This window comes from Devosia riboflavina, from assembly GCF_000743575.1.
GTDB classification, from domain to species: domain Bacteria; phylum Pseudomonadota; class Alphaproteobacteria; order Rhizobiales; family Devosiaceae; genus Devosia; species Devosia riboflavina.
The window spans coordinates 183,118-209,083 of sequence record NZ_JQGC01000033.1 but is presented as its reverse complement, the minus strand read 5'-3'; the positions used below and the strand labels follow the sequence as shown (position 1 = coordinate 209,083).

The following is a 25,966-nucleotide window of genomic DNA, read 5'->3' as shown; positions in this document are numbered from 1 at the left end:
AGCCGCCTCGGGCGCTGGCTCTGGTGCGGGCTCGGCGGGCGGCGCGGGTTCTTCGGCCGGGGGAGCTGCCTCTGCAGGAGCGGGCGCTTCTACCGCAGGCGCTTCGCCGGCTGGTTGAGCTGCGATACACTCTTCAAGCGTCTCGAAGCCCAGGTCGATACAGGCTTGTGGCAGTTCCGGGGCCGCGTCCTGAGCAAAGGCGCTACCAGGTGCCATGCTGAGAAGGGTGAGGCTTGTGCCGGCGAAGAGCCAGTTTCTGAGGCGCATTGTTCTTCTTCCTTTATGTCGAGTGACATTTGAGACAAGCATCGCGGCGCCATCCTGAACACAGTCTGAATGGTTTGGAAGAGCCCTTTACGTGATGCTGTGCCCCCGCAAAGCCCGCAACGCCTGGATTTGGCGTTGGTTCCTCCGGGCTGATGGCACGAGGTTGATCGAGCGAACATGGCGCCAGTGGGGCAAAGTGGACGGTTTGGGTTGGTCATGCGCTGGTTCCACAGGCGAGGGCATGCTAGGCCCAAACTATGCAGCAGGCCGTCCACAGCATCAGCATTTGCACAAGAGGGCAGGGACTTTACGAGTTCACCGATGCGCTGGACCGGTTCGTGGCGGAATCGGGTATTGCGACGGGTCTTCTTACGGTTTTCGTGCGCCATACCTCGTGTTCGCTGCTGATCCAGGAAAATGCCGATCCGGACGTGCAGACCGATCTCGTGGGCTTTTTCCGGCGTTTGGCACCAGAAAGCATGGACTGGTTGGTGCATACCACCGAAGGCCCGGACGACATGCCGGCGCATATCAAGTCGGCCCTGACGCAGACCTCCATCTCGATCCCCGTGGTCGATGGGCAAACGGTGTTCGGGACCTGGCAGGGCATCTATCTTTTCGAGCACCGTAGGCGACCGCATCAGCGGAGCGTGGTGCTGCATATCATCGGGGAATGAACATGGATTGGGCCACCATTATTGGCTACTGGCCGTTTGTGCTCGGCATGCTGGCCACGGGTGTGGTTTCAGGCGTGGCGGCGGGGCTGCTGGGCATTGGCGGCGGGGCGGTCATTGTCCCGGCGCTGAGCACAGCGCTGCTGTGGATGGGCTTTGATTCCGATGTGGTGCAGCATGTGGCTGTGGGGACGTCGCTCGCCATCATCATTCCCACCGGGATCATGAGCGCGCGGGCGCACCACAAGCGCGGGGCGCTTGATATCGAGGTATTCAAGCTCTGGGCGCCGTTCATCGTGGCGGGCACGTTCATCGGCGGGCTGATGGCCGGCTGGTATTCGGGCGACGTGCTGCGCATCGTCTTCGCCGTCATGGCCTTTGTCATCGCGGCCAATATCGTCTTCTCATTCCAGACCAAGCTCATGGGGCATCTGCACGGCTCCAAGCCAACGCATCGCATCGCGGCGTTCGTGGTTGGCTATCTCTCGTCGTTGATGGGGATCGGTGGCGGCTCGCTGACCGTGCCGACGCTGGTGGCCTTCGGCCATACCATGCACAAGGCCGTGGGCACGTCCGCGGCCATCGGCGTGGCGATTGCCCTGTCGGGTACGCTGGGCTTTCTTATCTCGGGCTGGGGCGTAAGCGACCTGCCGCCGCTGAGCGTGGGCTATGTCAATATTGTCGCGCTGGTGCTGGTTGGCGCAATGGCCGCGGTCTGCGCCCCGCTGGGGGCCGCGCTGGCGCACAGGCTCGATCAGAAGACGCTCAAATACGTCTTCGCCGCGTTCCTCGTGGCCGTGGGCCTCAACATGCTCTGGAAAGTGCTGGCGGGCTAAGCCGCCGGAAAGGGCAGGTGGGGGCGGGTGACTACGGTGGTCCGCCCCCACCGTCCAAGCCCCCCTCAACAGGGGGAACCCGGAAATCTGGATGCCACCTACCTCGGAAAGGCTTGAACCGATGGCTCCGGTTCAGGTGGCAGGTGTGCCATGAAGGTGGCCGGTTCAAGGCCACCGACGTGAATTAGTTTGCTTTGGTGTCCAGTTCCCACTGAACATTGACGCCGATCTCGAAGGTCATCTCGCCCGCTTCCACCGGAACGGCCGAGGCAGCTACATCAGCGCGGGCATACATCGGCATGGGGATCGGGCTGTTGATGTTCTGGCTTTCCGAGATAGCTTCGAGCTCGCCCAGCGTCGCATTGGCGGCGGTGGCGTAGAGTTCGGCCTTGCTGCGGGCATCGGCAAAGGCGGCCTTGCGGGCTTCATTATAAAGCTCGGTCGGGTCGGTCACCGAGAAGCTGACGCCATTGATGGTGTTGGCGCCGACATTCACCGATTTGTCGAGGATGCCGCCGAGTTCTTCGAGATCGCGCACGGCAACGGTGACGGTGTTGGACACCTGGTAGCCGTTGATCTTGGGCGGCAGGGTATAGCCGTTTTCATCGCGGGCGTCGGAATAGACATAGTTCGGATTGACCGAGAAGCCGGAGGTCTGGATGTCGCGCGCTTCGATGCCGGCTTCCTTGAGGGCGGCGATGAGCTCGGCCATGGCGGCAGTGTTGGCATCGAGTGCTTCGCGGGCGGTGGCGCCCTGGGTGGTCACACCCGAATTGATCAGCGCCATATCCGGCGCAGCCCGGACTTCGCCGCGGCCTTCAATGGTGATCGTACCGGCAAAAGCGGGAACGGCGGCAGCAAGAAGGGCGAGGGGGGCGAGGGCAATCGCGAGACGCATGGCAAACTCCGTATGTGTGTTTGGTGAGGCAATTCATTCCTCAGCCAATGCGTCAGTATTGGGGCGCACATGAACGCCAGTTGAACGAGCCGTTTATGTTTCTGTGGACGTTGGGAAATCGCCGGAATTGGCAAGGATTCTCGGAAGAAAAAGATTGGCCACCAGGGGCTCTTGGCATTGGCAATAAGTATGATTATTTAGACGTCGGGCTTGCGCCGTGCGGTTCCGCTGGGGTAGTCACAGCTAACATTTTAGTTGGGGGAGCCAGCATGGTCGCGAACGTCATTCCCGAGGGTATTCTACTTGGTCGCGCCCGCGTACCAGGCCATTCCGAGCCGCGCATCGTGACGGTGCGCGATGGGAAGCTCGTCGACATCACGGCCAAGGGTTTTGCGACCGTGCGCGACATTGCCGAAAGCGGCAAGGCCGCGGCCCATGTGAAGGCTGCCACAGGCGTGCTGCTTGGCGATGCCGCAGCGGTGGTTGCCAATTCCGTCGCTGGTCAGACCAGTGAAAATTTGCCCGTTCTCCTCTCTCCCATCGATTTGCAGGCCATCAAGGCTTCCGGCGTGACCTTCGTCGTTTCGCTGCTCGAGAGAGTAATCGAAGAACAGGCCCGCGGGGATAAGTCTCGTGCGGATGCGTTGCGCACTGAAATTCTGGACCTGATTGGCACCGATCTCAGCCAGCTTGTGCCGGGCTCCGAGCCGGCGATGAAGGTCAAGGCGGCGCTGATCGAGAAGGGCGTGTGGAGCCAGTATCTCGAAGTGGGGATCGGGCCTGACGCGGAAATCTTCACCAAGAGCCAGGTGATGAGCTCGGTTGGCTATGGCGCCGAGGTGGGGCTGCATCCGATTTCGAGCTGGAACAATCCCGAGCCGGAAGTGGCGCTGCTGGTGACCAGCAAGGGCGAGATCATCGGCGCGACGCTGGGCAATGACGTTAATCTGCGCGACGTCGAAGGGCGCTCGGCGCTGCTGCTGGGCAAGGCCAAGGACAACAACGCCTCGGCTTCGCTCGGGCCATTCATTCGCCTGTTCGATGGCGATTTTACGCTTGAGACGGTGAAGAATTCCGAGATTGCGCTGCGCGTGGAAGGCACCGACGGCTTCGTGCTGGAAGGCGCTTCGAACATGGCGCAGATTTCGCGTACGCCGGAATCTCTCGTTGCCGCGACCATTGGCGGGCATCACCAATATCCCGATGGGCTGGTGCTCTATCTCGGCACCATGTTTGCGCCGGTGAAGGATCGCGACGGCGCCGGCAAGGGCTTTACCCACAAGCTCGGCGACACTGTCTCCATTTCGACGCCGTCGCTCGGTACGCTGACCAACACAGTCAATCTTTCGACCAAATGTCCGCCCTGGACCTATGGTTCGAGCCACCTGCTGCGCGATCTTGCCCGCGCCGACCTCCTCTAGCCCTGCTGACCTCCTCCCCACGGGCGATGCACGACATTTCTGAAAGGCTTCCCACATGAGCGAATTGCACAAGAACCTGATCAACGGCGAATGGGTCGGCGCCGATGGCGTCGAGAACATCAACCCGTCCAATCTCAACGAAGTTGTCGGTGTCTATGCCCGCGCGACTGTTGAAGAAACCAAGCAGGCTATTGCCGCTGCCAAGGCCGCTTTCCCGGCCTGGTCGCGTTCGGGCATCCTTGAGCGCCACGCCATCCTGCGCAAGACTGCCGACGAAATCCTCGCCCGCAAGCAGGAACTGGGCGAATTGCTGAGCCGCGAAGAGGGCAAGACCCTGCCCGAAGGCATTGGCGAAGTGACCCGCGCCGGCCAGATCTTTGATTTTTTCGCTGGTGAAGTGCTGCGTCTCTCGGGCGAAGTGCTGCCGTCTGTGCGTCCGGGCGTTGGCGTTGAAATCACCCGCGAGCCGCTGGGGGTCATCGGCATCATCACGCCGTGGAATTTCCCGATCGCCATCCCGTCCTGGAAGGTCGCTCCGGCGCTGGCCTATGGCAATACCGTGGTGATCAAGCCGGCTGATCTCGTGCCGGGCTCGACCTGGGCGATCGTTGACATTCTGGTGCGTGCGGGCCTCCCCAAGGGCGTGCTTAACCTTGTGATGGGCAAGGGTTCGGTGGTTGGCCAGACCATGCTGGATAGCAAGGACGTCAACGCTATCTCGTTCACCGGTTCGGTGGGTACGGGCAAGCGCGTGGCGGCGGCTTCGATCGAGCATAACCGCAAGTTCCAGCTCGAAATGGGCGGCAAGAATCCGACCATCGTGCTTGACGATGCGGACCTCAAGGTTGCTGTTGAAACCGTTGCGCAGTCGGCATTCTTCTCGACCGGCCAGCGCTGCACGGCGGCTTCGCGCGTGATCGTTACGGAAGGCATTCACGATGCATTCGTGGAGGCTCTGGCCGAGCGCACCCGCAATCTGCGTGTTGGCGATGCCCTTGATAAGAATACGGAAATCGGGCCGGTGGTCGATCCGAGCCAGCTCAAGCAAGACACGGACTATATCGAAATCGGCAAGGGCGAAGGCGCCAAGCTGGTCGCCGGTGGCGAGCGCGTGAAGGGGGCGACGGAGGGCTATTTCCTGCAGCCGACGCTGTTCACCGAAGCGACGAACTCGATGCGTATCGCGCGCGAAGAAATCTTCGGGCCGGTGGCTGCCGTCATTAAGGTGAAGGATTACGAAGAGGCGCTAGCGACTTCCAATGACACAGAGTTTGGTCTCTCGGCTGGTATCGTGACGACCTCGCTGAAGTATGCGACGCACTTCAAGCGCAATTCGGAAGCCGGCATGGTGATGGTCAATGTGCCGACCGCCGGTGTCGATTTCCATGTGCCGTTTGGTGGTCGCAAGGGTTCCAGCTACGGTCCGCGGGAGCAGGGCAAGTATGCGGCTGAGTTCTTCACCATCGTGAAGACGGCCTATACCGCGGCCGGCTAAGACTTGCGAAAATCGCGTTAGCAACGGGGCCTTCGGGCCCCGTTTTCGTTAGCAGACTGTTACCGTTTGCGCTGTGTGAGCCACATCCCGGCGAGGATCAGGACAACGCCAAGCGCGGCGGCCCAGATTGTCACGGGTGCGCCGCGCAGGAGATCAAAAATCACGCCAAAAACCATCTGGCCGGCGATGACCAGCAGCGTCGAGTTGACGGCGCCGATGCGGGTGATGAGCCAGGAGCCAGCGGCGACGAAAACGACGCCGATGGCGCCGCCGGTGTAAATCCACCAGGGCATTTCGGCGATATTGGCGGGGATGAGGCCGCCGATGACGAGGCCGACCACGGTGAGGAAGGCGAAGCCGACGAAGTGGTTCCAGAAGGAGGAGATCAGTGGCGTCGTGGACATGGAGAGCCGGCCATTGACTTGGCGGCTGAGGATGACGAGGAGGCCGGCGGCGAAAGCGGCGAGAATGGGGATGATCATGCGGCGCCGAGCCCGAAGAGGATGATGAGGAGACTGCCGGCGGCGATGAGGATGACGGCGCCGGCATCGCGCAGGTCAAGCTTGCGCTTGGGCAGGCCGAGAAGGCCCCAGAAATCGGCGGCGAGGCTGAGGACGACCTGGCCGGCGAGGCCAAGGGCGAGGGTGCCGGCGAGGGCGAGGGGGGAATTTACGGAGGTCGAGGTCAGCATGACCGTGACGGCGCCACAGAGGCCGCCGGCATAGGCCCAGAGGGGTGCCTTGCCGATTTTGCCCGTGGCTTCGGCGGCAGCGGCACGCTGGCCGCGCCAGACGACGGCGAGAAAGAGAATGGCGACGACCGTGCCGGTGCCATGGGCGAGCCAGGAGGAGAACATCGCGCCGCCGAAGCGGCCGGCCTCGCCATTGACGAAGATCGCGAGGGTCAGGATGCCGCCACTGGCGAAGGCCGCAAGCAAATGCAGCGGGTTGGTCCGCTGGGTTGGGGGAGAGGTCATGGTTCGATTCGAATAAGGGAGGTTAGTGGCGACTTTAGGCACGACTGGGCCGGAAACAAACGGGATTCGGCGCGAAGGGCATCGGTCGTTTGTTGTGAGTTTTAGGTGTCACGGGCTTGGGGTTGGGGAGAGGCTTTGGGGGCAGGGAGATTGTGGTGGGGAGAGATGGTGTGGGAACGAGATAGTCGTGGCCTGCGGTGGCGGACTGCTTTCTGACGTTCCACTCGGCTCAGGCATTGCCATCGGCATGATTTGCCCTGCGGGACGTTTCGAAGCTTGCCACCCTGGCTGCCATTCGAGCTTAGCTCTCATGGCCTTCTCTCCTAAAATCGCTCCACCGGAGTGATTTTGCCTTTGGCACGGATCGAAGACTCGCCCATGACAGGGGCAGGAGTTGAATCATCATGGCCGAGCGCACATCCATTACGGCGCCATTCCGTCACGAGACTTTTCGGACACTGTGGCTGGCGACCCTGTTCTCCAATCTCGGGGGATTGGTACAGGCGGTCGGCGCGGGCTGGATGATGACGACGCTGACCACGTCGCACAATATGGTGGCGCTGGTGCAGGCGTCGAACACGCTGCCGATCATGGTGTTTTCCATTGCGGCCGGGGCGCTGGCGGACAATTTCGACCGGCGTAGCGTGATGCTGGTGGCGCAAAGTGGCATGGCCCTGGTGTCGCTGCTGCTGGCGGTGACGGCCTGGATGGGGTTGCTCAACCCATGGCTGCTGCTGATGTTCACCTTTCTCATCGGCTGCGGGACGGCGCTGTTCAATCCGTCCTGGCAGGCCTCGATGGGCGATATCGTGCCGCGTGAGGATCTGCCGGGCGCGGTGGCGCTCAATGCCATGGGTTTTAACATGATGCGCAGCGTCGGTCCGGCGGTGGGCGGCATGATCGTGGCCTTTGCCGGGGCGAGCGCGGCTTTTGCCGTGAACGCCGTGTCCTATCTGGCGCTGATCGGGGCACTGTGGCGGTGGAAGCCGCAAAAGGTCAAGGCGCGGTTGCCGCGCGAACACCTTGGCAGCGCCATGTGGGCCGGGGTGCGCTATGTGTCGCTGTCGCCGAACCTGCTTTCGGTGTTGTTCCGCGGCTTTCTCTTTGGTTTTGCCGCCATCGTCATCATGGCGCTCCTGCCTTCGGTGGCGGAGGAATATGTGGGCGGCGGGGCGCTGGTCTATGGCACGCTGCTGGGGTGTTTTGGGCTCGGGGCAATTGCCGGGGCCGTGGTCAATGGACGGGTGCGGCAGCTCTTTTCCAATGAGGTGATCGTCCGCATCGCTTGCCTCGGCTTTGCGCTGAGCTGTCTGGGGTTGGCATTCAGCCGCGATCCGATCCTGAGCCATTTCGTGCTGCTGCCGGCGGGCGCCTGCTGGGTGCTGTCGCTCTCGCTGTTCAATGTGTCGATCCAGCTTTCCGCCCCGCGCTGGGTGGTGGGGCGGGCGCTGTCGCTTTACCAGACGGCGACCTTTGGCGGCATGGCCGGGGGCAGTTGGGTCTGGGGTCTGACGGCCGATGCGGCTGACCCGCAATGGGCGCTGGTGCTGGCGGCGGGCGTGCTGGTGCTTTGTCTCGTCGTGGGGTTGAGGCTTCCGTTGCCGCAGTTCAATGAACGGGACCTCAATCCGCTCGATACGTTCAATGAACCGCTCTTAAAACTCGACCTGATGCCGCGTAGCGGGCCGATCATGATCATGATCGACTATCAGATTGCGCAGGAGGATATTCCGCGCTTCCTGGCGCTGATGAGCGAGCGGCGGCGGATTCGCATTCGTGACGGGGCACGGCAATGGGGTCTGCTGCGCGATCTCGAAAAGCCCTATGTGTGGGTGGAAAGCTACCATGTGCCGACCTGGGTCGACTATGTCCGGCACAATCTGCGGCGCACCAAGGCGGATGCGGACAATACGGAGCAGTTGCGGGCGCTGCATCGCGGGCCGGGTATGCCGGTGGTGCATCGGATGATCGAGCGGCAGACGGTGCCGCTCGACGATACGACGCCGCTGCGCGATAGCCCGGAGGTCTAGCGCCATGGTTGCGGTTTTCGTCGATGCCGATGCCTGTCCCGTAAAGGACGAGGCGGCGCGGGTGGCCGAGCGGCATGGGCTCGTGATTACCTATGTCGCCAATTTCGGGCTTCGGCCGTCGCACGATCCCATGGTGCGCAATGTGATGGTGCCACAGGGCGCCGATGCGGCCGATGACTGGATCGTCGAGAATTCGGCGGCGGGGGATGTGGTGGTGACGGCGGATATTCCGCTGGCGAGCCGTATCCTCGCCAAGGGCGGGGCGGCGATCGGGCCGACGGGGAAGCTCTTTACGACGGACTCCATTGGCATGGCGCTCGCCATGCGGGACCTGAACCAGCATCTTCGTGAGACGGGTGAAAGCAGGGGATTCAATGCGGCCTTTTCAGCGAAGGACCGCTTCAACTTTCTGCAGCAGTTCGATGCGCTGGTGCAGCGCGCAAAGCGGGGCTAGGGGCCGAAGCGGCCGACGCCTTGACTTTGGCGCATTTGCCGTAGAGTATAGGAGAATACGTTTTCTGCCCCTGTTGGCGAACTGACCCTCCCGGTATGTCCGGTTGTTTGGCTTTCCTTCCGAACTGCAAACGTTACTAGGCTCCTGTGGCATGTGGCTGCAGGAGAACTGCTCGCTTGCACTGCTTCGAGCCAATTCAGGAAAACGCCATGACCAATGGTACCGTGAAATTCTTCAACTCGACCAAGGGCTTTGGTTTCATTTCGCCCGATGATGGCGGCAAGGATGCCTTTGTCCACATTTCTGCGCTGGAACGCGCTGGTATCTCCAGCCTTGCCGATGGCCAGAAGGTGACTTTCGACCTCGAAAAGGGTCGTGACGGGCGTGAATCTGCCATCAACGTACAGCTCGCTTAAGGCGTTTTGCGATCCCCGAGGGATCGCGACGGCTAAAGCTTTGCTGTGTCGCGTTTTCAGACCGTGGTCTCCACTTTTCTGAAAGCGCTTTCCATTTGAGTTTCGTCGGGGCGCTCCGCGCCCCGGCTCTTAAGGAGCGCTCGATGTCTCACCTCTATAAAGTCGGCCAGATGCTCGACCTGCGCTCCGCCCCGCGTCACAGCAACCGGCCAGCGGGCCCTTGCGAAGTGATTTCCTGTCTCCCACATGAGATTGGCCCGGTACTTTATCGGGTAAAGTCTCGCGGTGAGACCAATGAACGCGTTGTCGAAGAGGGCGATCTGTCGCCCAGCGACGCGTCCAGGTCGGCTCGTGCAGAAGGCGCCAGCGTCTTCAGCATCGCTGTAAACAAGCGCTAGACGTCAGCCAACGGCTGATATCGATACCTCAGCGGGTTCCGGTTAGCGCCGGGCCAGGAGTGTTCTTGCCCCGAAGCGCGGCGCATGGCGCCGTTGCCGGCACTGTCACGCGGCTGAGACAATCACCAAGCAATATTGCGAAAGTGAATCAGAAGGCAGTGCGAAGAGCGCTGCGCAAAACCGGCTATTTGCCGGCAGAAAGACTAGAATGAATACGTATATACTCAATAGCCCGAGCGAATTGTTCCTCGGCAGCGACGTGGCAACGGCGCTGGCACAGGGGGCACGGCGCTTTTCGTCGGCCGCCAAGGCCGTACGCTTCGCCATGGAACAGGCGGCGCCCGTGAGCCTTCACGGCGCGATGCTCAAGATCGATGGCCAGACACTTGGCCCGGATCAGATCCGGTCCCTCCATCGCCAGATGGAAATCATCGGCCAGGCGCGCGGAACGCGCCAATAAGAACGCCGGCCAAGAGGCCGGCGTTTGCTTGTTCCGAACTGGTATCCAGTTTCGAAGGCAGTTCTTAGTCCTGCGAACGTGGACCCGAGCCGCCAGCGCGACCGCCGAAGCTGCCTGCGGGGCGCTTGGGCGCTGCGATCAGACCCTCACGAATGGCCTGCTTGCGCGCAGCCTTGCGGTTGCGGCGAATGGCTTCGGCCTTGCGGCGGACGCGTTCTTCCGAGGGCTTCTCGAAATACTTGCGAAGCTTCATCTCGCGGAAGACGCCTTCGCGCTGAAGACGCTTCTTGAGAACGCGGAGGGCTTGGTCGACGTTGTTGTCGCGTACCTGGACCTGCAAAAAATTTCCTAACTTGGTGTGCGCCTTCTCCATCAAAGGCAGGCGGAGTCGATCTGTGATCGGTGCCCTTCGTTATCAGGCCCGATCCGCGCTGCCAACCCGTGAAGTGGGGTTGTGATGGTCTATCAGGCGGCGCGGCTGCCCAGAGCTTCGGCGACGGCGATTTCGGCCATGGCCAGAGCGGCATCGCGCGTCTTGGCGGCGGCGATGAAGCGGCCATTGTGGCAGAAGGTGGCGCCTTCGACGCCGCTCGCCACTTCCAGATCGTAATTGGTGAGCCCGGCCCAGGCGGCGGGCAGGTCGGCGCGCAGCTCGAAACCGTCTTCGCTGCGGCGGATGCCGGTGAGGCACCAATCCTTGTCGCGCGGATGGACGACGAACAGCAGGTGATCGGCGCCGGCCTTCACGATGGCGGCGCGGAAAGGCATGCCCATGGGCAGTTCGAGCACGCGACCGGGGCCGGTGGCCTCGATGGCCTTCGTGACCAGGGCTTCGGCGCGGAGTTTTGCGGCGCTACGGGTAACGCCGGCTTCGACGAAGCTGCGGGCGACGACAAGGGCTTTCTGGAACGCCTGATTGTCGGCATCGCCGTCGCGATCGTCGAAATCGGGCTTCAGGGTTTCGAGAAGAGAGGAGAGGGACAGGCTTGCCAGGGGGCCGGAGGGGCTGATGGCGCCATTGTCGACGAGGTCGATGGGGAGCACCAGGTTGCCATCGACGGAAGCGTGTACGCTTTCGATATGTTCAGCCGGAACATTGAACGAGGCGATGTAGTCGCGACCAAAGTGCTTCCAGACGAGGCCAAAGGAACTATAGGGCTGGCCGTCGTCGCGCAGCGGAGCGCCGCGCTGGTGGTGGTCGAAAATCCTCAGGTCGGCATCATAGGCGCCACCGACATCGTAGATGATGCGATCGGGGGCAGGGGTGATCCATTCCGGGGCGCGGCTGCGCACGATCTCGGCATTTGGGAAGAGCCGGGTCAGGATGACGCTCGACAGCAGTTCGTCGGCATGAAATCCACCGGAGTGGGTGACGAGGAATGCTGGTGTCATCTCTGGGGCGGTCCTGCAAATTTCTATCGGGGCGTCACGACCCCACGCGGGCTCGACAGCTCTTGCTATCCTGCTTCGGCGGCGGGATGCAATGTCATCGTTAAGAAAGCGTTAAGATATGGGGCCGGCATTGTCCTTGGCGCGAGATTGCGACGATGGGACGACAAAACCATAAGCATCCCATTAACCCGGCATCTTTATGTCTCCGCCGCAAGCAGCAGGCGTGCAGGCCCGCAGCGCGGTCAATTGCGACAGGCAAACCTCATCCACGGGAGGATAGATGGTCAGTCTCAGCTGGGTGACGACTGGGGGCTTTGCCATTCTGGCAGTGCTCTGCGTCAGCGTTTTCTTCGGTATGCGACGGCTGACGTCGCTCGCCTGGCTGACGGCCACGGCAGTGGCTGCCACGGTGCAGACCGCCTTTCTTGCCGACGCCCATGAAATGGTGCTGAGCTCGATCGCGGTCTCCATACTGACCCCGCTCGCCTATATTTGTTTCGGCCAATCCATTCGCGCGGCTCTGGGGCGGGATGAGCAGAACCGCTGGCTCTATGTGGCGGTGGCGCTGCTGACGGTGCTTGGGATTGGGCTCAAGCTCGCGGATGTGCCCTTCGTGTTGCGGACGCCGGTTTTCCAGTTTGCCTGTGCGCTGGCGCTGTTTGACAGCTTGCAGCGGCTGATGAATTTTCGCGAGCGCAGGGTGGTGGAGAACGTGCTGCTGGCGGTCGTCGGATGCGTGATTGCCATTTTCGTGCTGCGGGGCGTGGCTTATCCGCTGATTTTTCCGGCCGATATGGCCTATGGCGTGCTGCGCGCCAGCATGCTCGAACGCGCGACGCTGTTGTTTTCGGCGGTGTTTTCGGTGCTGGCCATGTTCCTGCTGCTGGCGCGGATCATCAATGGCGTGATCGTCAACTATCGGCGGCGGTCCGAATGCGACAGCCTGACGGGACTGCTGAACCACCAGGCCTTTCATCAATTGGGCGGCGTGGTCAGCAAGGTCGGGGGCAGCGTGGTTTTTTGCGATATCGATCACTTCAAGACGATCAATGACCGGTTCGGGCATCTGGCCGGAGACAAGGCGCTTTGCGCTTTTGCCGATCTCCTGCGCGCGAGCGGCTATCAGGCCGGGCGGGTCGGAGGCGAGGAATTCGCGGTGATCGTGCCGGGGCTTTCGGGGCAGGCCGCCATGATCGAGGCGGATCGGGTGCGCAAGAAATTCAAGGATCTCCAGCATGCCGGCATGCCGCCGGAATGGTGGATCAGTGCCAGCTTTGGCATTGCCGAATATGGGGCGGGCCAGACGCCGCAAAGCGCCTTTGGGCGGGCGGATGCGGCCCTCTATCAAGCCAAGACGGCGGGCCGCAATCGCGTGGTGAGATCAGAGGTCCCGGCCGAAGCCGAGACCGAAGCTGCGTGAGGTTTTAAGCCGGCTGGCCGAAGCGCTCGTCGAAGGCATAGCCGGCGCCGCGGACCGTGCGGATCGGGTCGTTTTCGCGGCCACGATTGATGGCGCGGCGGAGGCGGCCGATATGGACGTCGACGGTGCGTTCGTCGACATAGACGTCATTGCCCCAGACGCCATCGAGAAGCTGCTCGCGCGAATAGACGCGGCCGGGATGGCGCATGAGATACTCGAGCAGGCGATATTCGGTGGGGCCCAGGTGTACGTCGCGGGTGGAGCGGCGGACGCGGTGGGTGGTGCGGTCGAGTTCGAGATCGCCAACCTTCAGCGCTGCCGTAACCAGATTGGGATTGGCGCGGCGGAGGAGGGCGTGGATGCGGGCGACCAGCTCGGGGACCGAGAAGGGTTTTACGACATAGTCGTCGGCGCCGGTGGAGAGACCGCGGACGCGTTCTTCTTCTTCACCGCGGGCGGTCAGCATGATGACCGGGATGCGCGAGGTTTCCTCGCGGGCGCGCAGGCGCCGGCAGAGTTCGATGCCGGAAATTTCGGGCAGCATCCAGTCGAGCAGGATCAGGTCGGGCAGCTTTTCGGCAATGGCGTGCTGGGCTTCGTCGCCGGTTTCAGCGGTGACGACGCGAAAACCCTCGGCTTCGAGGTTGTAGCGCAGCAGGATGGCGATATCGCCCTCGTCTTCGACAACGAGAATGGTCGCGGGCATAGGCGTGCTCCATCGATCGGCAGCCGCATGCTGCCGTCATTCGTTCGGTTTTGTCATCATCCTCTTCGCCATTCGAGCACAGCTCTCATGGCCTTCTCACCTCAAATCTCTCCACTGGAGAGATTTGCCCTTCGGGACGGTTCGAAGCCCCCAAAAGCGGATGATGGCCGGTTTGGGGTGGTCACAAGGCGAGAGTGGCTATGCCTTGATCTGGGTGCGATGCAGTTCCTGCACGTCAGCGGTGAGCTGCTTGCCAGTCTGCAGGTAGTAGGCGCGCTCGGCGATGTTGGTGGCGTGGTCGCCGATGCGTTCCAGGTTCTTGGCGCAGAACAGCAGATGCGTGCAGGTGGTGATGTTGCGCGGATCTTCCAGCATATAGGTCAGGAGTTCGCGGAAGAGCGAGGTGTACATGGCGTCGACTTCGTCGTCGCGGTTGCACACTTCCACCGATGCCGCAGCGTCGCGATTGGCATAGGCGTCGAGGGCGTCCTTGACCTGACGCAGCACAAGGGCGGTCATGTTCTTGACGCCATTGTAGAAGGTCGGCTGCAGGTTGATGCCTTCGAGCTTGAGCGAACGGCGGGCAAGTTGCTTGGCCATATCGCCGACGCGTTCGAGGTCGTTGGCGACATGGATGGCGGTGACGATCGAGCGCAGGTCGCTGGCCATGGGCTGACGACGGGCGATGATCGAGACGCACATGTCGTCGATCCGGCGCTGCATGTCGTCGATGCGCTGGTCGGCGATGATGGTGAGGTCGGCCAGCTCGCGGTCGAGCTTGAGAAGGGCCTTGGTGCCGTTCTCGATGGCGACTTCAACCTGGCCACCCATTTCGGCAATGGCCTGGGCGAGGGTGTTGAGCTCGTCGGAGAAGGACGAGACGATGTGGTCGGATGCGGTATTGGGCATGACGTTGGTTCCTCGTTCCGCGATCAGCCGATGCGGCCCATGATGTAGTCCTGGGTCTGCTTGTTCACCGGATTGGTGAAGATGTCCTCGGTCGGGCCCTGTTCGATCAGGTTGCCGAGGTGGAAGAAGGCGGTGCGCTGGGAAACGCGGGCAGCCTGCTGCATCGAGTGGGTCACGATGACGATGGTGTAGTTCTCACGCAGTTCGTCGATCAGCTCTTCGATGACGGCGGTCGCGATCGGGTCGAGGGCCGAGCAGGGCTCGTCCATGAGGATCACTTCGGGGCCGACGGCGATGGCGCGGGCAATGCAGAGACGCTGCTGCTGGCCACCGGAAAGGCCGGTACCGGGCTCCTGCAGGCGATCCTTCACTTCTTCGAAAAGGCCAGCCTTGCGCAGCGAGGACACGACGATCTCATCGAGGTCGGACTTGGACTTGGCGAGGCCATGGATACGCGGGCCATAGGCAACGTTGTCGTAGATCGACTTGGGGAAGGGGTTCGGCTTCTGGAAGACCATGCCGATGCGGGCGCGCAGTTCGACGACGTCAAGCGCCGGGGCGTAGATGTCCTCGCCGTCGAGCTTGATGGTGCCGCCGACCTTGGCGCCTTCGATGGTGTCGTTCATGCGGTTGATGCAGCGCAGGAACGTGGACTTACCGCAGCCCGACGGCCCGATGAAGGCGGTGACGGCGCGATCGGGGATGTCGATCGAGATGCCGTGCAGAGCCTGCTTGGCGCCGTAGTGCACGGTCACGTCGCGAGCGGTGAGGCGGATGGGGCGTTCGAGCACGTCTGTCGGGTTCATGGCGGAGTCCAGATTCAGAGAGGTCTTCTTAACCTTGCCGGCAAGCATATCCATTTGGCTCATCCTTAAGCACGCTTTTCAAGGCGCGAGCGGAGATAGATAGCTGCGCCGTTGAGCAGGATCATGACCGCGAGCAGTACCATGATGGCAGCAGCCGTGCGGGGTTCGAAGAAATTGCGGTTTTCATTGCCCTGCCAGAGATAGATCTGGACGGGGAGGGCGGCGGCCTGGTCGAGCGGAGTGGCAGGAACCGAGGCTACGAAAGCCTTCATACCGATCAAGAGCAGCGGCGCGGTTTCACCCAGAGCGTGAGCGACGCCCAGAATGGTGGCCGTGAGGATCGACGGGAAGGTCGTGGGCAGGACGTGGTGGAACACCATCTGGGTCTTGGAGGCACCCATGCCGAGAGCCGCCTGGCGCAGGGCCGGGGAGACGCCCATCAGAGCGCCACGGGTGGCGATGATGATGGTGGGAAGGGTCATCAGGGTCAGCACAAGACCGCCGACCAGCGGTGCCGAAATCGGCAGGTGGAACCAGTTGATGAACACGGCGGCGCCGAGAAGACCGAAAACGATCGAGGGGACGGCGGCGAGGTTGTTGATGTTGACTTCGATGAGGTCGGTGAGACGCGATTTCGGCGCGAACTCTTCGAGATAGATGGCTGCGGCCACGCCGATTGGAACGGCGAGGAGAACCACGATCAGCATCATCCACAGCGTGCCGACGAAGGCACCGAGGAGACCGGCCGAGGCAGGAGCCGCGCGGCTGTCGACATTGGTGAAGATCGTCCAGGCAAAGCCGTTCGAGATGGTGCCGTTCTCGACGAAGGTATCGATGAGCTGGCGGGCGGGAGCGGAAAGCTGCTGCTGGGCGTCGCCGAGGCTGCGGTCGATATTGCCCTTGATCCAGTTGGCGGCATTGGCCGAAGCGAGCACGTCGACTTCAACAGTCTGGCCGAGAAGGGACGGATCGCGCACGAACATTTCGCGGATCTGGTGGCGGGCGTTGGTTTCCGGGATCGACTGGATCTGGCGGCTGTCGATCTCGAAACCTTCCGGCGCGGCCTTGCGGAGCGAGGCTTCGACGATCGTGTTCCAGTTCAGCAGGGCCAGGTCACGCTGCCACTTGAGGCTGGCAGCGGTGTATTCGGCGTCCGACGGGAAATCGGCACGCGCCGGGGCCGGGCCCACATCGATGACTTCGGCATCGAAGGTCACCGAAAGGTGCAGGTTGGACTGCACGAAGGCCGGGACGCCCTTGCGGAACACGTCCACGAAGAGCAGGGCGACGAAGCCGAGAGCGATGGCGATCGCTGCAATGCCGAGACCGCGGAAGATCTGTTCGCTCGTGTGACGACGGCGCAGGCCATCGCGGATGATGCGCGTGCGATCGTTCGAGGCCTTTTCGGGGGAAGTCTGAATGTCAGTAGCCATTTTATTCGTACTGCTCCCGGAAGCGGCGGACGATGTAGAGGGCGAAGATATTGAGGCAGAGGGTCACGACGAAGAGGGTGAGACCCAGGGCAAAGCCAACGAGCGACTGCGGACCGGTGAAATCGGTATCGCCGGTGAGCTGGTTGACGATGGAAACGGTAATGGTCGAAACCGGCTCGAATGGGCTGCCGCGCAGGATCGGCGCGTTGCCCGCGGCGAGAACCACGATCATGGTTTCACCGATGGCGCGGCTGACGGCGAGGAGGAAGGCGCCGACAATGCCGGGGAGGGCGGCGGGCAGCAGCACGTTGCGGATGGTTTCGGACTGGGTGGCGCCGAGGCCGTAGGCGCCGTCGCGCAGAGTGCGGGGCACCTGGTTCATGATGTCATCGGAGAGGGACGACACGAAGGGGATGATCATGATGCCCATGACGATACCCGCCGTCAGGGCCGAGGTGGCGCTGATCTGGAGACCGATGGCATTGCCGAAATCGCGGAGGAACGGGCCGACCGTGACGAGGGCGAAGAAGCCGAAGACGATGGTCGGGATGCCGGCGAGGATTTCGATGAGGGGTTTTGCGACAGCGCGGAACGACTTTGGTGCGTACTGGCTGAGATAGATGGCCGACATGAGCCCGACCGGCACAGCAACCAGCATGGCGATGGCCGTGATCATCAGTGTACCGGCAAGCAACGGCAGGAGGCCGTAGGAGCCGTAATTGGTGCCGCCGGCATTGTTCGGGGCCCAGACGGTACCGAAGAAGAAATCGAGCGGATTAATGAAGGTGAAGAAACGGAACGCTTCGGTGACCAGCGAGGCGACGATGCCGACAGTGGTCAGGATGGCGACGGCGGAACAGGCGAGCAGCAGGACATTGACGACGCGCTCGACCGAATTGCGGGCCCGGAGGCGCGCGGTGATGCGGGAGCGGGCATAGGCAAGGCCTGCGCCGCCGGCAACGACCGCGAGGATCAGCGTGCCGGCGAAGGTGAGGAAATTGAAGGAGCGCAGGGCGTCGCCGGCGGCCTGTTCCCAAGGGGCAATTTCGCCCGCCACGCCATAGCCGGATGCCAGGGCATTGATGCGGATGATCGCGCCGTTGAGACCGGCCTGATCAAGCGAAACGAGGATGTCCTGCGGGATCTGCGAGACAGTGTAATTGTGGGTGATGCCGCCGCCGAACCAGGCCCAGAGCAGCAGGATAACCAGCGCCGGGACCATGGCCCAGATCGCGGTGAAGGACCCGTGATATTGCGGGCGAGAGTGAACCTTGACGCCATCGGCCGTAACGAGGCCTCGGCTCTTCGACCAGCCGGTCTGATAGGAAATGCCTAGAAGGACAATTAGTACGCCGGCTACGACCAGAGCATTCATCGCGATGCGCCCCCGCGGGAAAACGAAAGAGCGGGCCGCACCGGAATGGTGCGACCCGCGAGAAGTCTATTACTGAGCGCCAGCTTCGAAAGCAGCGAGAACTTCAGCGGTCTTTTCAGCCGGCTGCGGGATCAGGCCAGCAGCTTCGAGAGTGCCGCCATTGCCCGAGATGCCTTCGGAGAGGAAGAACTGGACGTATTCTTCGATGCCCGGGATCACGCCGAGGTGCTGACCCTTGACGTAGAAGAACAGCGGACGGGAGACGGGGTATTCACCAGCGGCAACGGTTTCCTTGGAGGGAACGATGCCGTTGACGGTCGCGACCTTGAGGGTGTCGGTGTTCTGTTCGTAGAACGAGAGGCCGAAGACGCCGACGGTGTTCGGATCGGAGTTCAGGCGAGCGAGGGTCTCGGTGTAGTCGCCCGAGATTTCGATGACCACGTCCTGACGGAAGGTGGTTTCGAGAGCCAGGACTTCTTCATCAGAGAGACCTTCGGGGTGACCGGCTTCCTTGAAGCCAGCGGTCACGACCTTCTCCTGGAAGACTTCGCGGGTGCCGTGGTTCGAGGCCGGGATGGCCAGCGAGATCGGCTGGTTCGGCAGCGAAGCGTCGATTTCGTTCCAGGTCTTGAAGGGGTTGTCGACGAGAGCGCCGTCAACATAAACCTTGGCAGCGATGGCCTTGTAGACCTGAACCGGGGTCAGGGCGAAGTCGGCGCCGGAAGCGGCCGAGGCGAAGACGATGCCGTCGAAGCCGAACTGGACTTCACGAACGTCGGTCACGCCAGCGGTGGTGCAAGCCTCGAGTTCGGCTTCCTTGATCTGACGCGAAGCATTGGCGATGTCGATGGTGTTGTCGCCGGTGCCTTCGCAGAACTGCTTCAGGCCGCCGCCGGTGCCGCCGGAACCGACGACCGGGGTCTTGAATTCGGGGAAAGCGGCGCTGAATTCTTCAGCGACGATGGAGGCGAAGGGCAGGACCGTCGAGGAGCCGGCGATCTGGATGGTGTCGCGCGACTGGGCGAAAGCAGCAGGCGTGCCGAAGGCGGCGAGCGCGACGACGGCGACGCTGGCGAAAAGTGCGGTCTTCATGAAAGTTCCCTTTCGGAATTCGGTTCTGGAACATGGCCAGCCGTTGCTTGAGGCCGCCCTGTGACGCGGCAGACCATATTGGGGCCCAGCGACGGTTTTATTGCAGATAGGTGACTGGTTTGTGACAGTTCAAGTAACTGATTTATCGGGTTATTTTTGACAGTATCAGTTTTGTGACACAAAATGACAAAGCGTTTTGTGACTCTATGGAAGCGAAGTTTCCCGGTCTGTCGGAGATGAGCTTAGTCGGCAATTGTGACAGTTCGTTCCTCGCTCAGCGCAGAAGCGGACGGAGGTCCGACTGGATCTTTCGCATCAGCGGCAGGAAGCTTGCGATCATGCGCGAGGTGGAGGCGCGGGCGGTCTGGGCGCCGATATTGAGGGCGGCGATGGTCTTGCCGGCGGAATTGTAGAGCGGCACGGCGATGGAGCAGAGGCCGAGTTCGAGTTCCTGATCGATGACGGCGAAGCCTTGCGCGGCGACGACGGCAAGCTCGGTAGTGATGCTTGGGAGGTCGGCCTTGGTGCGGCTGGTATAAGCGACGAGATCGGAGCGATCGAGAATGGCGCGGGCTTCTTCGGGAGGCAGGGCGGCGAGGAGGATGCGGCCCATGGAGGTGCAATAGGCCGGAAGCCGGGCGCCGGGGCCAAGATTGATCGACATGACGCGGCGGGTGGCGGCGCGGGCGACATAGAGAATGTCGGTGCCGTCGAGGACGGCGGCGGAGCCGCTTTCGCCTGTCGCGTCGGAGAGTTCGTCGAGGAAGGGCTGGATCATTTGCGGCAGGGTATTTGCCGCGAGATAGAAGTGGCCGAGATTCAGGACGCGCGGGGTGAGCTGGAAGAATTTTCCGTCATAGGTGGCGTAGCCGAGGTGCACGAGGGTGAGGAGACAGCGGCGGGCGGTGGCGCGTTCGAGGCCGGTGCGTTGGGCAACCTCGGTGATGGAGAGGCGGGCGTGCTCCTGATCGAAGCATTCTATGACAGCGAGGCCGCGAGCCAGGCCGTGAATGATGTCTCCGTCGCGCATGGTGGCCTCGGGTGGTGATGGCCTGAGGTGCCATGGATGGGGGGCGAAGGGAAGGCCCTAGGTCGTTCGATATGGGCTGACTTATCCAGCGATTGCGGGTGGCCGAGAAAATCAGCTTGCCACTCGCGGTGTCAGACCCTAGGAAAACCCAAATGCGCCTATAGCTCAATGGTTAGAGCCGACCGCTCATAACGGTCTGGTTGGGGGTTCAAGTCCCTCTGGGCGCACCATCTTTCTTCCAGATATGACGACCAACGTTTCCGGATAGAATCCATGTTGTCGTACGATCTAATTTCGGCTTGGATGCCGAAATTGGAAAACGGTGTCGCCGGCAACGCCATGGCGCGCAAGCGCTTTTCTCGACTCCTTTGGTAGGATTTTGCAGAGTTAAGGGGCTGCGGGGAAAGCCGCGGTGATCAGGAGAAGAAGATGACCAAGACGGTTGCACGAGGCCTTTCGCTGTTGCTTTGCGGGACGATGCTCGCCGCTGTGCCGAGTTTTGCCCAGGACGCCCAGACCGGCGGAACGCTGCGCGTGGTGACCTATGAGCCGCTCTGCCTCGACCAGAACGAAGGCTCGTCGCGCAATACGCAGACGGCGCTGCAGGACGTCTATGATCGTCTCGTCTCCGAAGATCTCGAAGGCCAGTTCCATCCCTGGATCGCCAGCGAATGGGCGATTTCGGACGATGGGCTCAGCTATGCTTTCACCATTCGCGATGGCGTGTTGTTCCATGACGGCACGGCGCTCGACGCGGAAGCGGTGCGTGTGAACCTGCAGCGCTGGGTGGATGACAAGGGTGCCGGTGGCGTGCCGGTCGAGAGCGTTGCCGTCGATGGCAATGTCGTCACTGTGACGCTCAAGTCGGCCTACAGCCCGCTGCTGCATGATCTCAGCGAGCCGGTGCTGGGCTTTGTGTCGCCGGCTTCGATCGAAAAATATTCCAAGGAAGATCGCTGCACTGGTGGTCCTGACATCACCGTGGGTTCGGGGCCGTTCAAGGTGGTGGCCCGCACCTCGGGGCAGGACCTGATCCTTGAGCGCAATGACGCCTATGCATGGGCGCCGGAGAATGCCGTGCACGACGGCGCGGCGTATCTCGATCGCGTCGAACTGCGCTTCCTGACCGAAGATGCGGTGCGTGTTGGTGCGGTTGAATCCGACCAGGCTGATATCGCCACGGGTATTCCGGCGATTGCCGTGGAAGACGTGGAGGCCAATGACAGCCTGACACTGCTGCGGACGGAACAGCCGGGTATTCCATGGTCGTTCTGGGTCAACCAGTCCAAGCCTGCTCTGGCCGACGTGAAGGTTCGTGAAGCGCTGCGCATTGGCGTCGACTATCCGAGCCTCATCGAGGCCGTGTTCCTTGGCACTGCGACGCCGGCCTATTCGGCGCTGACGCCGGGGATTTCGTTTGGCTATGACGCCAAGCTTGAAGGCTCTTGGTCGTATGATCCGGCGGCTGCTGCGGCGCTGCTTGATGAGGCAGGCTGGGTGGTTGGTTCGGATGGGATTCGTGAGAAGGACGGCGAGCGCTTGAGCCTTGTCAGCCTCTCGGCGGTCAACTGGAACAATCAGCAGCGTGAGCTTTTTGCGCAGGGCATCCAGGCCAATCTGCAGCAGATCGGCGTTGAATTCACCCGCGAAGTGCTCGACTTCGCCACGGTGGATGCGCGCTTCAAGGCCAATGAATATGACCTCGTCGATACCTCGCAGTCGGCGGCCGAACCGAACCTGCTGTTCGGCGCATTCCAGTCCGAGCAGCTTTGGGAAACCAATACCAATTGGGGTTTTGTGAACGACCCGGCGCTGGATGCCGAGCTTGAAGCGGCACTGGCAACGACCGATCGTGATGAGCGTATTGGGCACTATGTGAAGGCTCAGGAGATCATCAAGGACAATGCCTACCTGATCCCGATTGCCAATCCGCAGGTCTTGATCGCGGTCAACAATCGCGTGCAGGGTGTGACCTTCGGCACTTCGGGCCAGGTCGGCAGCTATTACGACGTCTGGCTGCAGCAGTAGGATTTTAGACTTGGCCTTGGCCAAAGAGCTTTTTACACGCCTTCTGGCGGGAGCGGCGGTCCTCTGGGCCGCCGCTTCTCTAGCATTCATCGTGTTGCAACTGTTGCCCAGCGATCCCGTGCAGGTGATTTATGGGGCGGACAGCACCGTTACGCCTGAAATGCGCGATCGTATTCGCGCCGATTTCGGGCTCGATCAGCCGCTTTGGCGGCAATATGCGGGGTTTGTCGGCCGCACTGTGACGGGCGATCTCGGGACGTCCTATCAGCAGCGGCGAACGGTGGTTTCCATTATTACCAGCGAGTTGGGTTCGACGATTACGCTCGCGAGCCTTGCGGTGCTGCTGGCGTTTTCAATGGCGGTGTTGGCGACACTGGCAACGGCGGGGCGGGACAACTGGCTGCGGCGGGTGATTTCATCGCTGGAGCTGGTGAGCGTTTCGACGCCGGCCTTCTGGATCGGGCTGCTACTGCTGACCTTCTTTTCGTTTCAATGGCCGATCTTTCCCGTTGTGGGAGATCAGGGCTGGAAATCGCTGGTGCTACCGGTGGCGACGCTGGGCATTGCGCTGTTCGGGACGCTGAGCCAGGTGATGCGCAATGAGATGGATCAGGCGCTGGAGCAGCCTTTTGCGCTGACGGCGCGGACGCGAGGACTTTCCCTTTGGGCGGTACGCTGGCGCCATGCCTTGCGGCATGCGCTGATCCCGGCGCTGACAATTGCGGCAGAGACGTTTGGGGCGCTGCTGGCAGGTGCCATCATCACCGAGCAGGTGTTTGGACGGCCGGGGCTGGGGCGGATCACGCTGCAGGCGGTGCGCAATCAGGACATTCCGGTGGTGCTCGGCGTCGTGCTGTTTTCGGCTTTCGTCTTCGTGACCATCAATATCATCGTCGATCTGCTCTATCGCGTCGTCGATCCGCGTTTGCGAGCCCGTGCATGACCAATCTTTCCATTGAAATGGGCGGCGCCGGCAGAGCGGCCGGGAAGCTGCGGCGTGGGCGCGTGCCGCTTGGTGTGCTTCTGGCGGGGCTGATCCTGACATTCATGGTGGTCTGCGCCTTGGCACCCGGATTTGTCGCGCCTTACGATCCCTATGCTCCGGATCTGCTGGCGTCGCTGAAGCCGCCGTCCTGGGCGCATATCTTTGGGACCGATCAACTCGGGCGCGATATTTTCTCGCGCGTGGTGCATGGGGCCAGCTATTCGCTTTATATCGGGCTTTGTGCGACCGCGCTGGCTGTGGCAGCGGGGATTGTCATCGGGCTCAGTGCGGGTGTTGCCGGTGGGGTCATCGATCTGGCGCTGATGCGCGTTATCGATGTGCTGCTGGCGTTTCCGGGCCTTCTTATGTCGATGGCCGTGGTGGCGTTTCTCGGCACGGGCGTGACCAATATTCTCATTGCCATCGCGATTGCGTCCATTCCCGGCTATGCGCGCATCGTGCGGGCGCAGGTGATGGTGGTGCGCACTTCGGGCTATGTCGAAGCAGCGCGGGTGTTGGGGCAACCGCCGATGCGGACGCTTTTGCGGCATATCCTGCCCAATACGGTGGGGCCGCTGATCGTGCTCTCGACGCTGGGGATCGGCAGCGCCATCCTGCAATCGGCGGCGCTAAGCTATCTCGGGCTCGGGCCGAAGGCGCCGACGCCGGAATGGGGGCTGATGCTCTCCGAAGGGCAGGGCTATTTGCGGCGTGGCTGGTGGGTCGGGATTTTCCCGGGCGTGTTTGCGACGGCGACGATCATTTCGACCACCGTGCTTGGCCGGTACATCAAGGCTCTGACCGATGGGAGAGCGTGATGGCGCTGCTTGAAGTACGCGATCTCAATATTCGCTTTTTGGGCCGTTCGCATGAGGACGACGTGCAGGCGGTGCGAGGCTTGAGCTTTTCGCTCGATGCCGGGGAATGCGTCGCCATCGTCGGGGAGTCCGGATCGGGCAAGTCCGCGACAGCGCGGGCGCTGGTGGGGCTTGCGGGGGACAATGCGCTGGTTGCGGGCAGCGTCAGTTTGGCCGGGCGGGAGCTGCTAAAACTGTCGCAGCGGGATTGGCTCGGGGTGCGAGGACGGAACATCGGCTTCGTGCTGCAGGATGCGCTCGTGTCGCTTGATCCCTTGCGAAAGATCGGCAGGGAGGTTGCCGAGACCATCGAGCGGCATCGACTGTTGCCGCGGGATGAGGTCAAGGGGCGGGTGGTTGAGCTTCTTACTCAGGTGGGGATCGCCGATGCTGAGACCCGACTTGGCGCCTATGCGCATCAATTGTCCGGCGGTTTGCGGCAGCGGGCGCTGATTGCGTCGGCGTTGTCGGGCGATCCCGGCTTGCTGATCGCCGATGAACCGACGACGGCGCTCGATGTGGTGGTGCAGGCGCAAATCCTGAAGCTTCTCAATGGAATGAAGCAGGCGGGCAAGGCGCTGCTGCTGATTTCGCATGACTTGGCGGTGGTGGCGGAGCTGGCGGACCGGATCATTGTCATGAAGGATGGCGTGGCTGTCGAAAGCGGCACGCCGACGCAGATTTTTTCCAATCCGCAGAATGACTATACGCGGGCGCTGCTGGCGGCCATTCCGTCGGCGCGGACGCGCGGGCGGTCGCTGGTGACCGGGAGCGGAGGTGGGGAAAGCACTGATGTCGGTCTCGTGCCGCGATTGCCGGTTCTGGAGGTTGATGGGGCCATTCGGACTTTTGGCAAGCGGGCGGCGGTGGATGATGTTTCGCTGACCGTGGTGGCCGGCGAGACGCTCGGGATTGTCGGGGCCTCGGGCAGCGGCAAGACAACCCTAGCGCGGTTGATCATGGGGCTGGAGGCGCCCGATAGCGGCTCGGTGACGCTCAAGGGAGAGGAGTGGTCCGCGCTGCATGAGAGGCAGCGGCGGCCGTTACGGCATCTGGTGCAATTGGTGTCGCAGGACCCGATGAGCGCGTTCGATCCGCGGTTTACAGTGGAGCGAATCCTTGATGAGGCGCTGGAGGCGCGTGGGTTCGAACGGTCGAGCTGGTCGGAGCGGCGGTTGGCGCTGCTGAAGTCGGTGGGGCTTTCGGAGGCGCATCTTTCGCGGCGGCCGCGGCAATTGTCGGGCGGGCAGCGGCAGCGTGTGGCGATTGCGCGGGCGCTGGCGATGGAGCCAGAAATTCTCGTTTGCGACGAGCCCGTTTCGGCGCTCGATGTGTCGACGCAGGCGCAGGTGCTGGATCTGTTGCTGGATTTGAAGCGGCGGCTGGGGCTGACGATCGTCTTTGTGTCGCATGACCTGGGTGTAGTGCAGCATGTCAGCGACCGCGTCGTGGTGATGAACGAGGGGCGGATCGTCGAAGAAGGGGCGGTCGAAGAGGTGCTGGCTTCGCCGCGGCACGATTACACGCGGGCGCTGCTGGCAGCGCAGCCGCGGTTGCCGGAGGGCGTGGCGGGCTAGGGTGTCTTGAGTTTCCGGCGTCGCCGGGGTA

General features: G+C 62.2%; 25 protein-coding genes, 1 tRNA gene and 1 pseudogene. 14 read left to right on the top strand and 13 right to left on the bottom strand.

Annotated features, from left to right (window positions below; genetic code table 11):
- A pseudogene (locus JP75_RS26375) lies at positions 1-267 on the bottom strand (hypothetical protein); the annotation flags it as partial.
- Positions 268-524: 257 nt separating this feature from the next.
- On the opposite strand from JP75_RS26375, the gene JP75_RS23460 reads away from it, so the two are divergent.
- Together JP75_RS23460 and JP75_RS23455 are read left to right on the top strand one after the other, a co-directional pair.
- On the top strand, positions 525-944 hold the full coding sequence (locus JP75_RS23460) for a secondary thiamine-phosphate synthase enzyme YjbQ (RefSeq protein WP_035087363.1): 420 nt from the start codon (positions 525-527) through the stop codon (positions 942-944).
- Positions 945-946: 2 nt separating this feature from the next.
- Positions 947-1,777 carry a sulfite exporter TauE/SafE family protein gene (locus JP75_RS23455; protein ID WP_035087362.1) on the top strand — a complete coding sequence of 277 codons (831 nt, stop codon included), beginning with the start codon at positions 947-949 and terminating at the stop codon, positions 1,775-1,777.
- Positions 1,778-1,961: 184 nt separating this feature from the next.
- Here the strand turns inward: JP75_RS23455 and JP75_RS23450 are convergent, their stop codons facing one another.
- Entirely contained in the window at positions 1,962-2,675 is a 714-nt protein-coding gene (locus tag JP75_RS23450; RefSeq protein WP_035087360.1) for an SIMPL domain-containing protein, read from the bottom strand.
- A 269-nt stretch (positions 2,676-2,944) separates the two neighbouring features.
- Here JP75_RS23450 and JP75_RS23445 point away from each other — a divergent pair, with 269 nt between their 5' ends.
- Positions 2,945-4,096, top strand: a complete 1,152-nt coding sequence (locus JP75_RS23445; RefSeq protein ID WP_035087358.1) for a fumarylacetoacetate hydrolase family protein — start codon at positions 2,945-2,947, stop codon at positions 4,094-4,096.
- A 55-nt stretch (positions 4,097-4,151) separates the two neighbouring features.
- Complete coding sequence (locus JP75_RS23440; RefSeq protein WP_035087355.1) at positions 4,152-5,591, top strand: aldehyde dehydrogenase family protein; 1,440 nt, start codon at positions 4,152-4,154, stop codon at positions 5,589-5,591.
- 59 nt (positions 5,592-5,650) lie between these two features.
- On the opposite strand, the gene JP75_RS23435 is transcribed toward JP75_RS23440, so the two are convergent.
- Positions 5,651-6,073, bottom strand: coding sequence for a DMT family transporter (locus JP75_RS23435; RefSeq protein WP_035087353.1), 423 nt, complete (start codon positions 6,071-6,073; stop codon positions 5,651-5,653).
- Positions 6,070-6,567 carry a DMT family transporter gene (locus JP75_RS23430; protein ID WP_035087351.1) on the bottom strand — a complete coding sequence of 166 codons (498 nt, stop codon included), beginning with the start codon at positions 6,565-6,567 and terminating at the stop codon, positions 6,070-6,072. The genes JP75_RS23435 and JP75_RS23430 overlap by 4 nt, the downstream gene beginning before the upstream one ends.
- A 404-nt stretch (positions 6,568-6,971) precedes the next feature.
- Here JP75_RS23430 and JP75_RS23425 point away from each other — a divergent pair, with 404 nt between their 5' ends.
- The 4 genes from JP75_RS23425 to JP75_RS23410 all read left to right on the top strand — a co-directional run bounded on the left by JP75_RS23425 (position 6,972) and on the right by JP75_RS23410 (position 10,325).
- Positions 6,972-8,597: an MFS transporter gene (locus JP75_RS23425; protein ID WP_035087349.1), complete on the top strand. Its 1,626-nt coding sequence runs from the start codon at positions 6,972-6,974 to the stop codon at positions 8,595-8,597.
- Positions 8,598-8,601: 4 nt separating this feature from the next.
- Positions 8,602-9,051 (top strand): YaiI/YqxD family protein, encoded by a 450-nt coding sequence (locus tag JP75_RS23420; RefSeq protein ID WP_035087347.1) that lies wholly within the window; start codon positions 8,602-8,604, stop codon positions 9,049-9,051.
- 209 nt (positions 9,052-9,260) lie between these two features.
- Positions 9,261-9,467 (top strand): cold-shock protein, encoded by a 207-nt coding sequence (locus tag JP75_RS23415; protein ID WP_035087345.1) that lies wholly within the window; start codon positions 9,261-9,263, stop codon positions 9,465-9,467.
- A 606-nt stretch (positions 9,468-10,073) separates the two neighbouring features.
- Entirely contained in the window at positions 10,074-10,325 is a 252-nt protein-coding gene (locus JP75_RS23410; protein WP_035087343.1) for a hypothetical protein, read from the top strand.
- Positions 10,326-10,389: 64 nt separating this feature from the next.
- On the opposite strand, the gene rpsU is transcribed toward JP75_RS23410, so the two are convergent.
- The gene (gene rpsU / locus JP75_RS23405; protein WP_035087341.1) at positions 10,390-10,665 is read right to left on the bottom strand and encodes a 30S ribosomal protein S21; all 276 of its coding nucleotides are present in this window, start codon (positions 10,663-10,665) and stop codon (positions 10,390-10,392) included.
- A 125-nt stretch (positions 10,666-10,790) separates the two neighbouring features.
- Positions 10,791-11,717 (bottom strand): MYG1 family protein, encoded by a 927-nt coding sequence (locus tag JP75_RS23400; RefSeq protein WP_035087339.1) that lies wholly within the window; start codon positions 11,715-11,717, stop codon positions 10,791-10,793.
- Between the two features lie 280 nt (positions 11,718-11,997).
- Between JP75_RS23400 and JP75_RS25620 the strand changes: the two genes are divergently transcribed.
- A complete protein-coding gene (locus JP75_RS25620) occupies positions 11,998-13,137 on the top strand; it encodes a GGDEF domain-containing protein (protein WP_051961271.1) in 1,140 nt (379 codons plus the stop codon).
- Between the two features lie 4 nt (positions 13,138-13,141).
- Here the strand turns inward: JP75_RS25620 and phoB are convergent, their stop codons facing one another.
- From phoB to JP75_RS23360, 7 genes are all read right to left on the bottom strand, one after another.
- Positions 13,142-13,843, bottom strand: coding sequence for a phosphate regulon transcriptional regulator PhoB (gene phoB, locus JP75_RS23390; protein WP_035087338.1), 702 nt, complete (start codon positions 13,841-13,843; stop codon positions 13,142-13,144).
- 198 nt (positions 13,844-14,041) lie between these two features.
- Entirely contained in the window at positions 14,042-14,752 is a 711-nt protein-coding gene (phoU, locus tag JP75_RS23385; RefSeq protein ID WP_035087336.1) for a phosphate signaling complex protein PhoU, read from the bottom strand.
- A 23-nt stretch (positions 14,753-14,775) separates the two neighbouring features.
- Positions 14,776-15,558, bottom strand: coding sequence for a phosphate ABC transporter ATP-binding protein PstB (gene pstB, locus JP75_RS23380; protein ID WP_035087410.1), 783 nt, complete (start codon positions 15,556-15,558; stop codon positions 14,776-14,778).
- Positions 15,559-15,623: 65 nt separating this feature from the next.
- Positions 15,624-16,991 (bottom strand): phosphate ABC transporter permease PstA, encoded by a 1,368-nt coding sequence (gene pstA, locus JP75_RS23375; RefSeq protein WP_084587893.1) that lies wholly within the window; start codon positions 16,989-16,991, stop codon positions 15,624-15,626.
- Position 16,992: 1 nt separating this feature from the next.
- A complete protein-coding gene (gene pstC, locus JP75_RS23370; RefSeq protein ID WP_035087334.1) occupies positions 16,993-18,366 on the bottom strand; it encodes a phosphate ABC transporter permease subunit PstC in 1,374 nt (457 codons plus the stop codon).
- Between the two features lie 69 nt (positions 18,367-18,435).
- Positions 18,436-19,458 (bottom strand): PstS family phosphate ABC transporter substrate-binding protein, encoded by a 1,023-nt coding sequence (locus JP75_RS23365; RefSeq protein ID WP_035087332.1) that lies wholly within the window; start codon positions 19,456-19,458, stop codon positions 18,436-18,438.
- 274 nt (positions 19,459-19,732) lie between these two features.
- A complete protein-coding gene (locus JP75_RS23360) occupies positions 19,733-20,488 on the bottom strand; it encodes an IclR family transcriptional regulator (protein WP_035087330.1) in 756 nt (251 codons plus the stop codon).
- Positions 20,489-20,642: 154 nt separating this feature from the next.
- On the opposite strand from JP75_RS23360, the gene JP75_RS23355 reads away from it, so the two are divergent.
- From JP75_RS23355 to JP75_RS23335, 5 genes are all read left to right on the top strand, one after another.
- Positions 20,643-20,718 (top strand) — tRNA-Ile (locus JP75_RS23355).
- A gap of 199 nt (positions 20,719-20,917) precedes the next feature.
- A complete protein-coding gene (locus JP75_RS23350; protein ID WP_035087328.1) occupies positions 20,918-22,516 on the top strand; it encodes an ABC transporter substrate-binding protein in 1,599 nt (532 codons plus the stop codon).
- A gap of 10 nt (positions 22,517-22,526) precedes the next feature.
- Positions 22,527-23,459, top strand: coding sequence for an ABC transporter permease (locus JP75_RS23345; protein ID WP_035087327.1), 933 nt, complete (start codon positions 22,527-22,529; stop codon positions 23,457-23,459).
- Positions 23,456-24,319 (top strand): ABC transporter permease, encoded by an 864-nt coding sequence (locus JP75_RS23340; RefSeq protein WP_051961269.1) that lies wholly within the window; start codon positions 23,456-23,458, stop codon positions 24,317-24,319. Before JP75_RS23345 ends, JP75_RS23340 begins: the two co-directional genes overlap by 4 nt.
- The gene (locus JP75_RS23335; protein WP_035087326.1) at positions 24,319-25,935 is read left to right on the top strand and encodes a dipeptide ABC transporter ATP-binding protein; all 1,617 of its coding nucleotides are present in this window, start codon (positions 24,319-24,321) and stop codon (positions 25,933-25,935) included. The genes JP75_RS23340 and JP75_RS23335 overlap by 1 nt, the downstream gene beginning before the upstream one ends.
- Positions 25,936-25,966 lie beyond the last annotated feature (31 nt).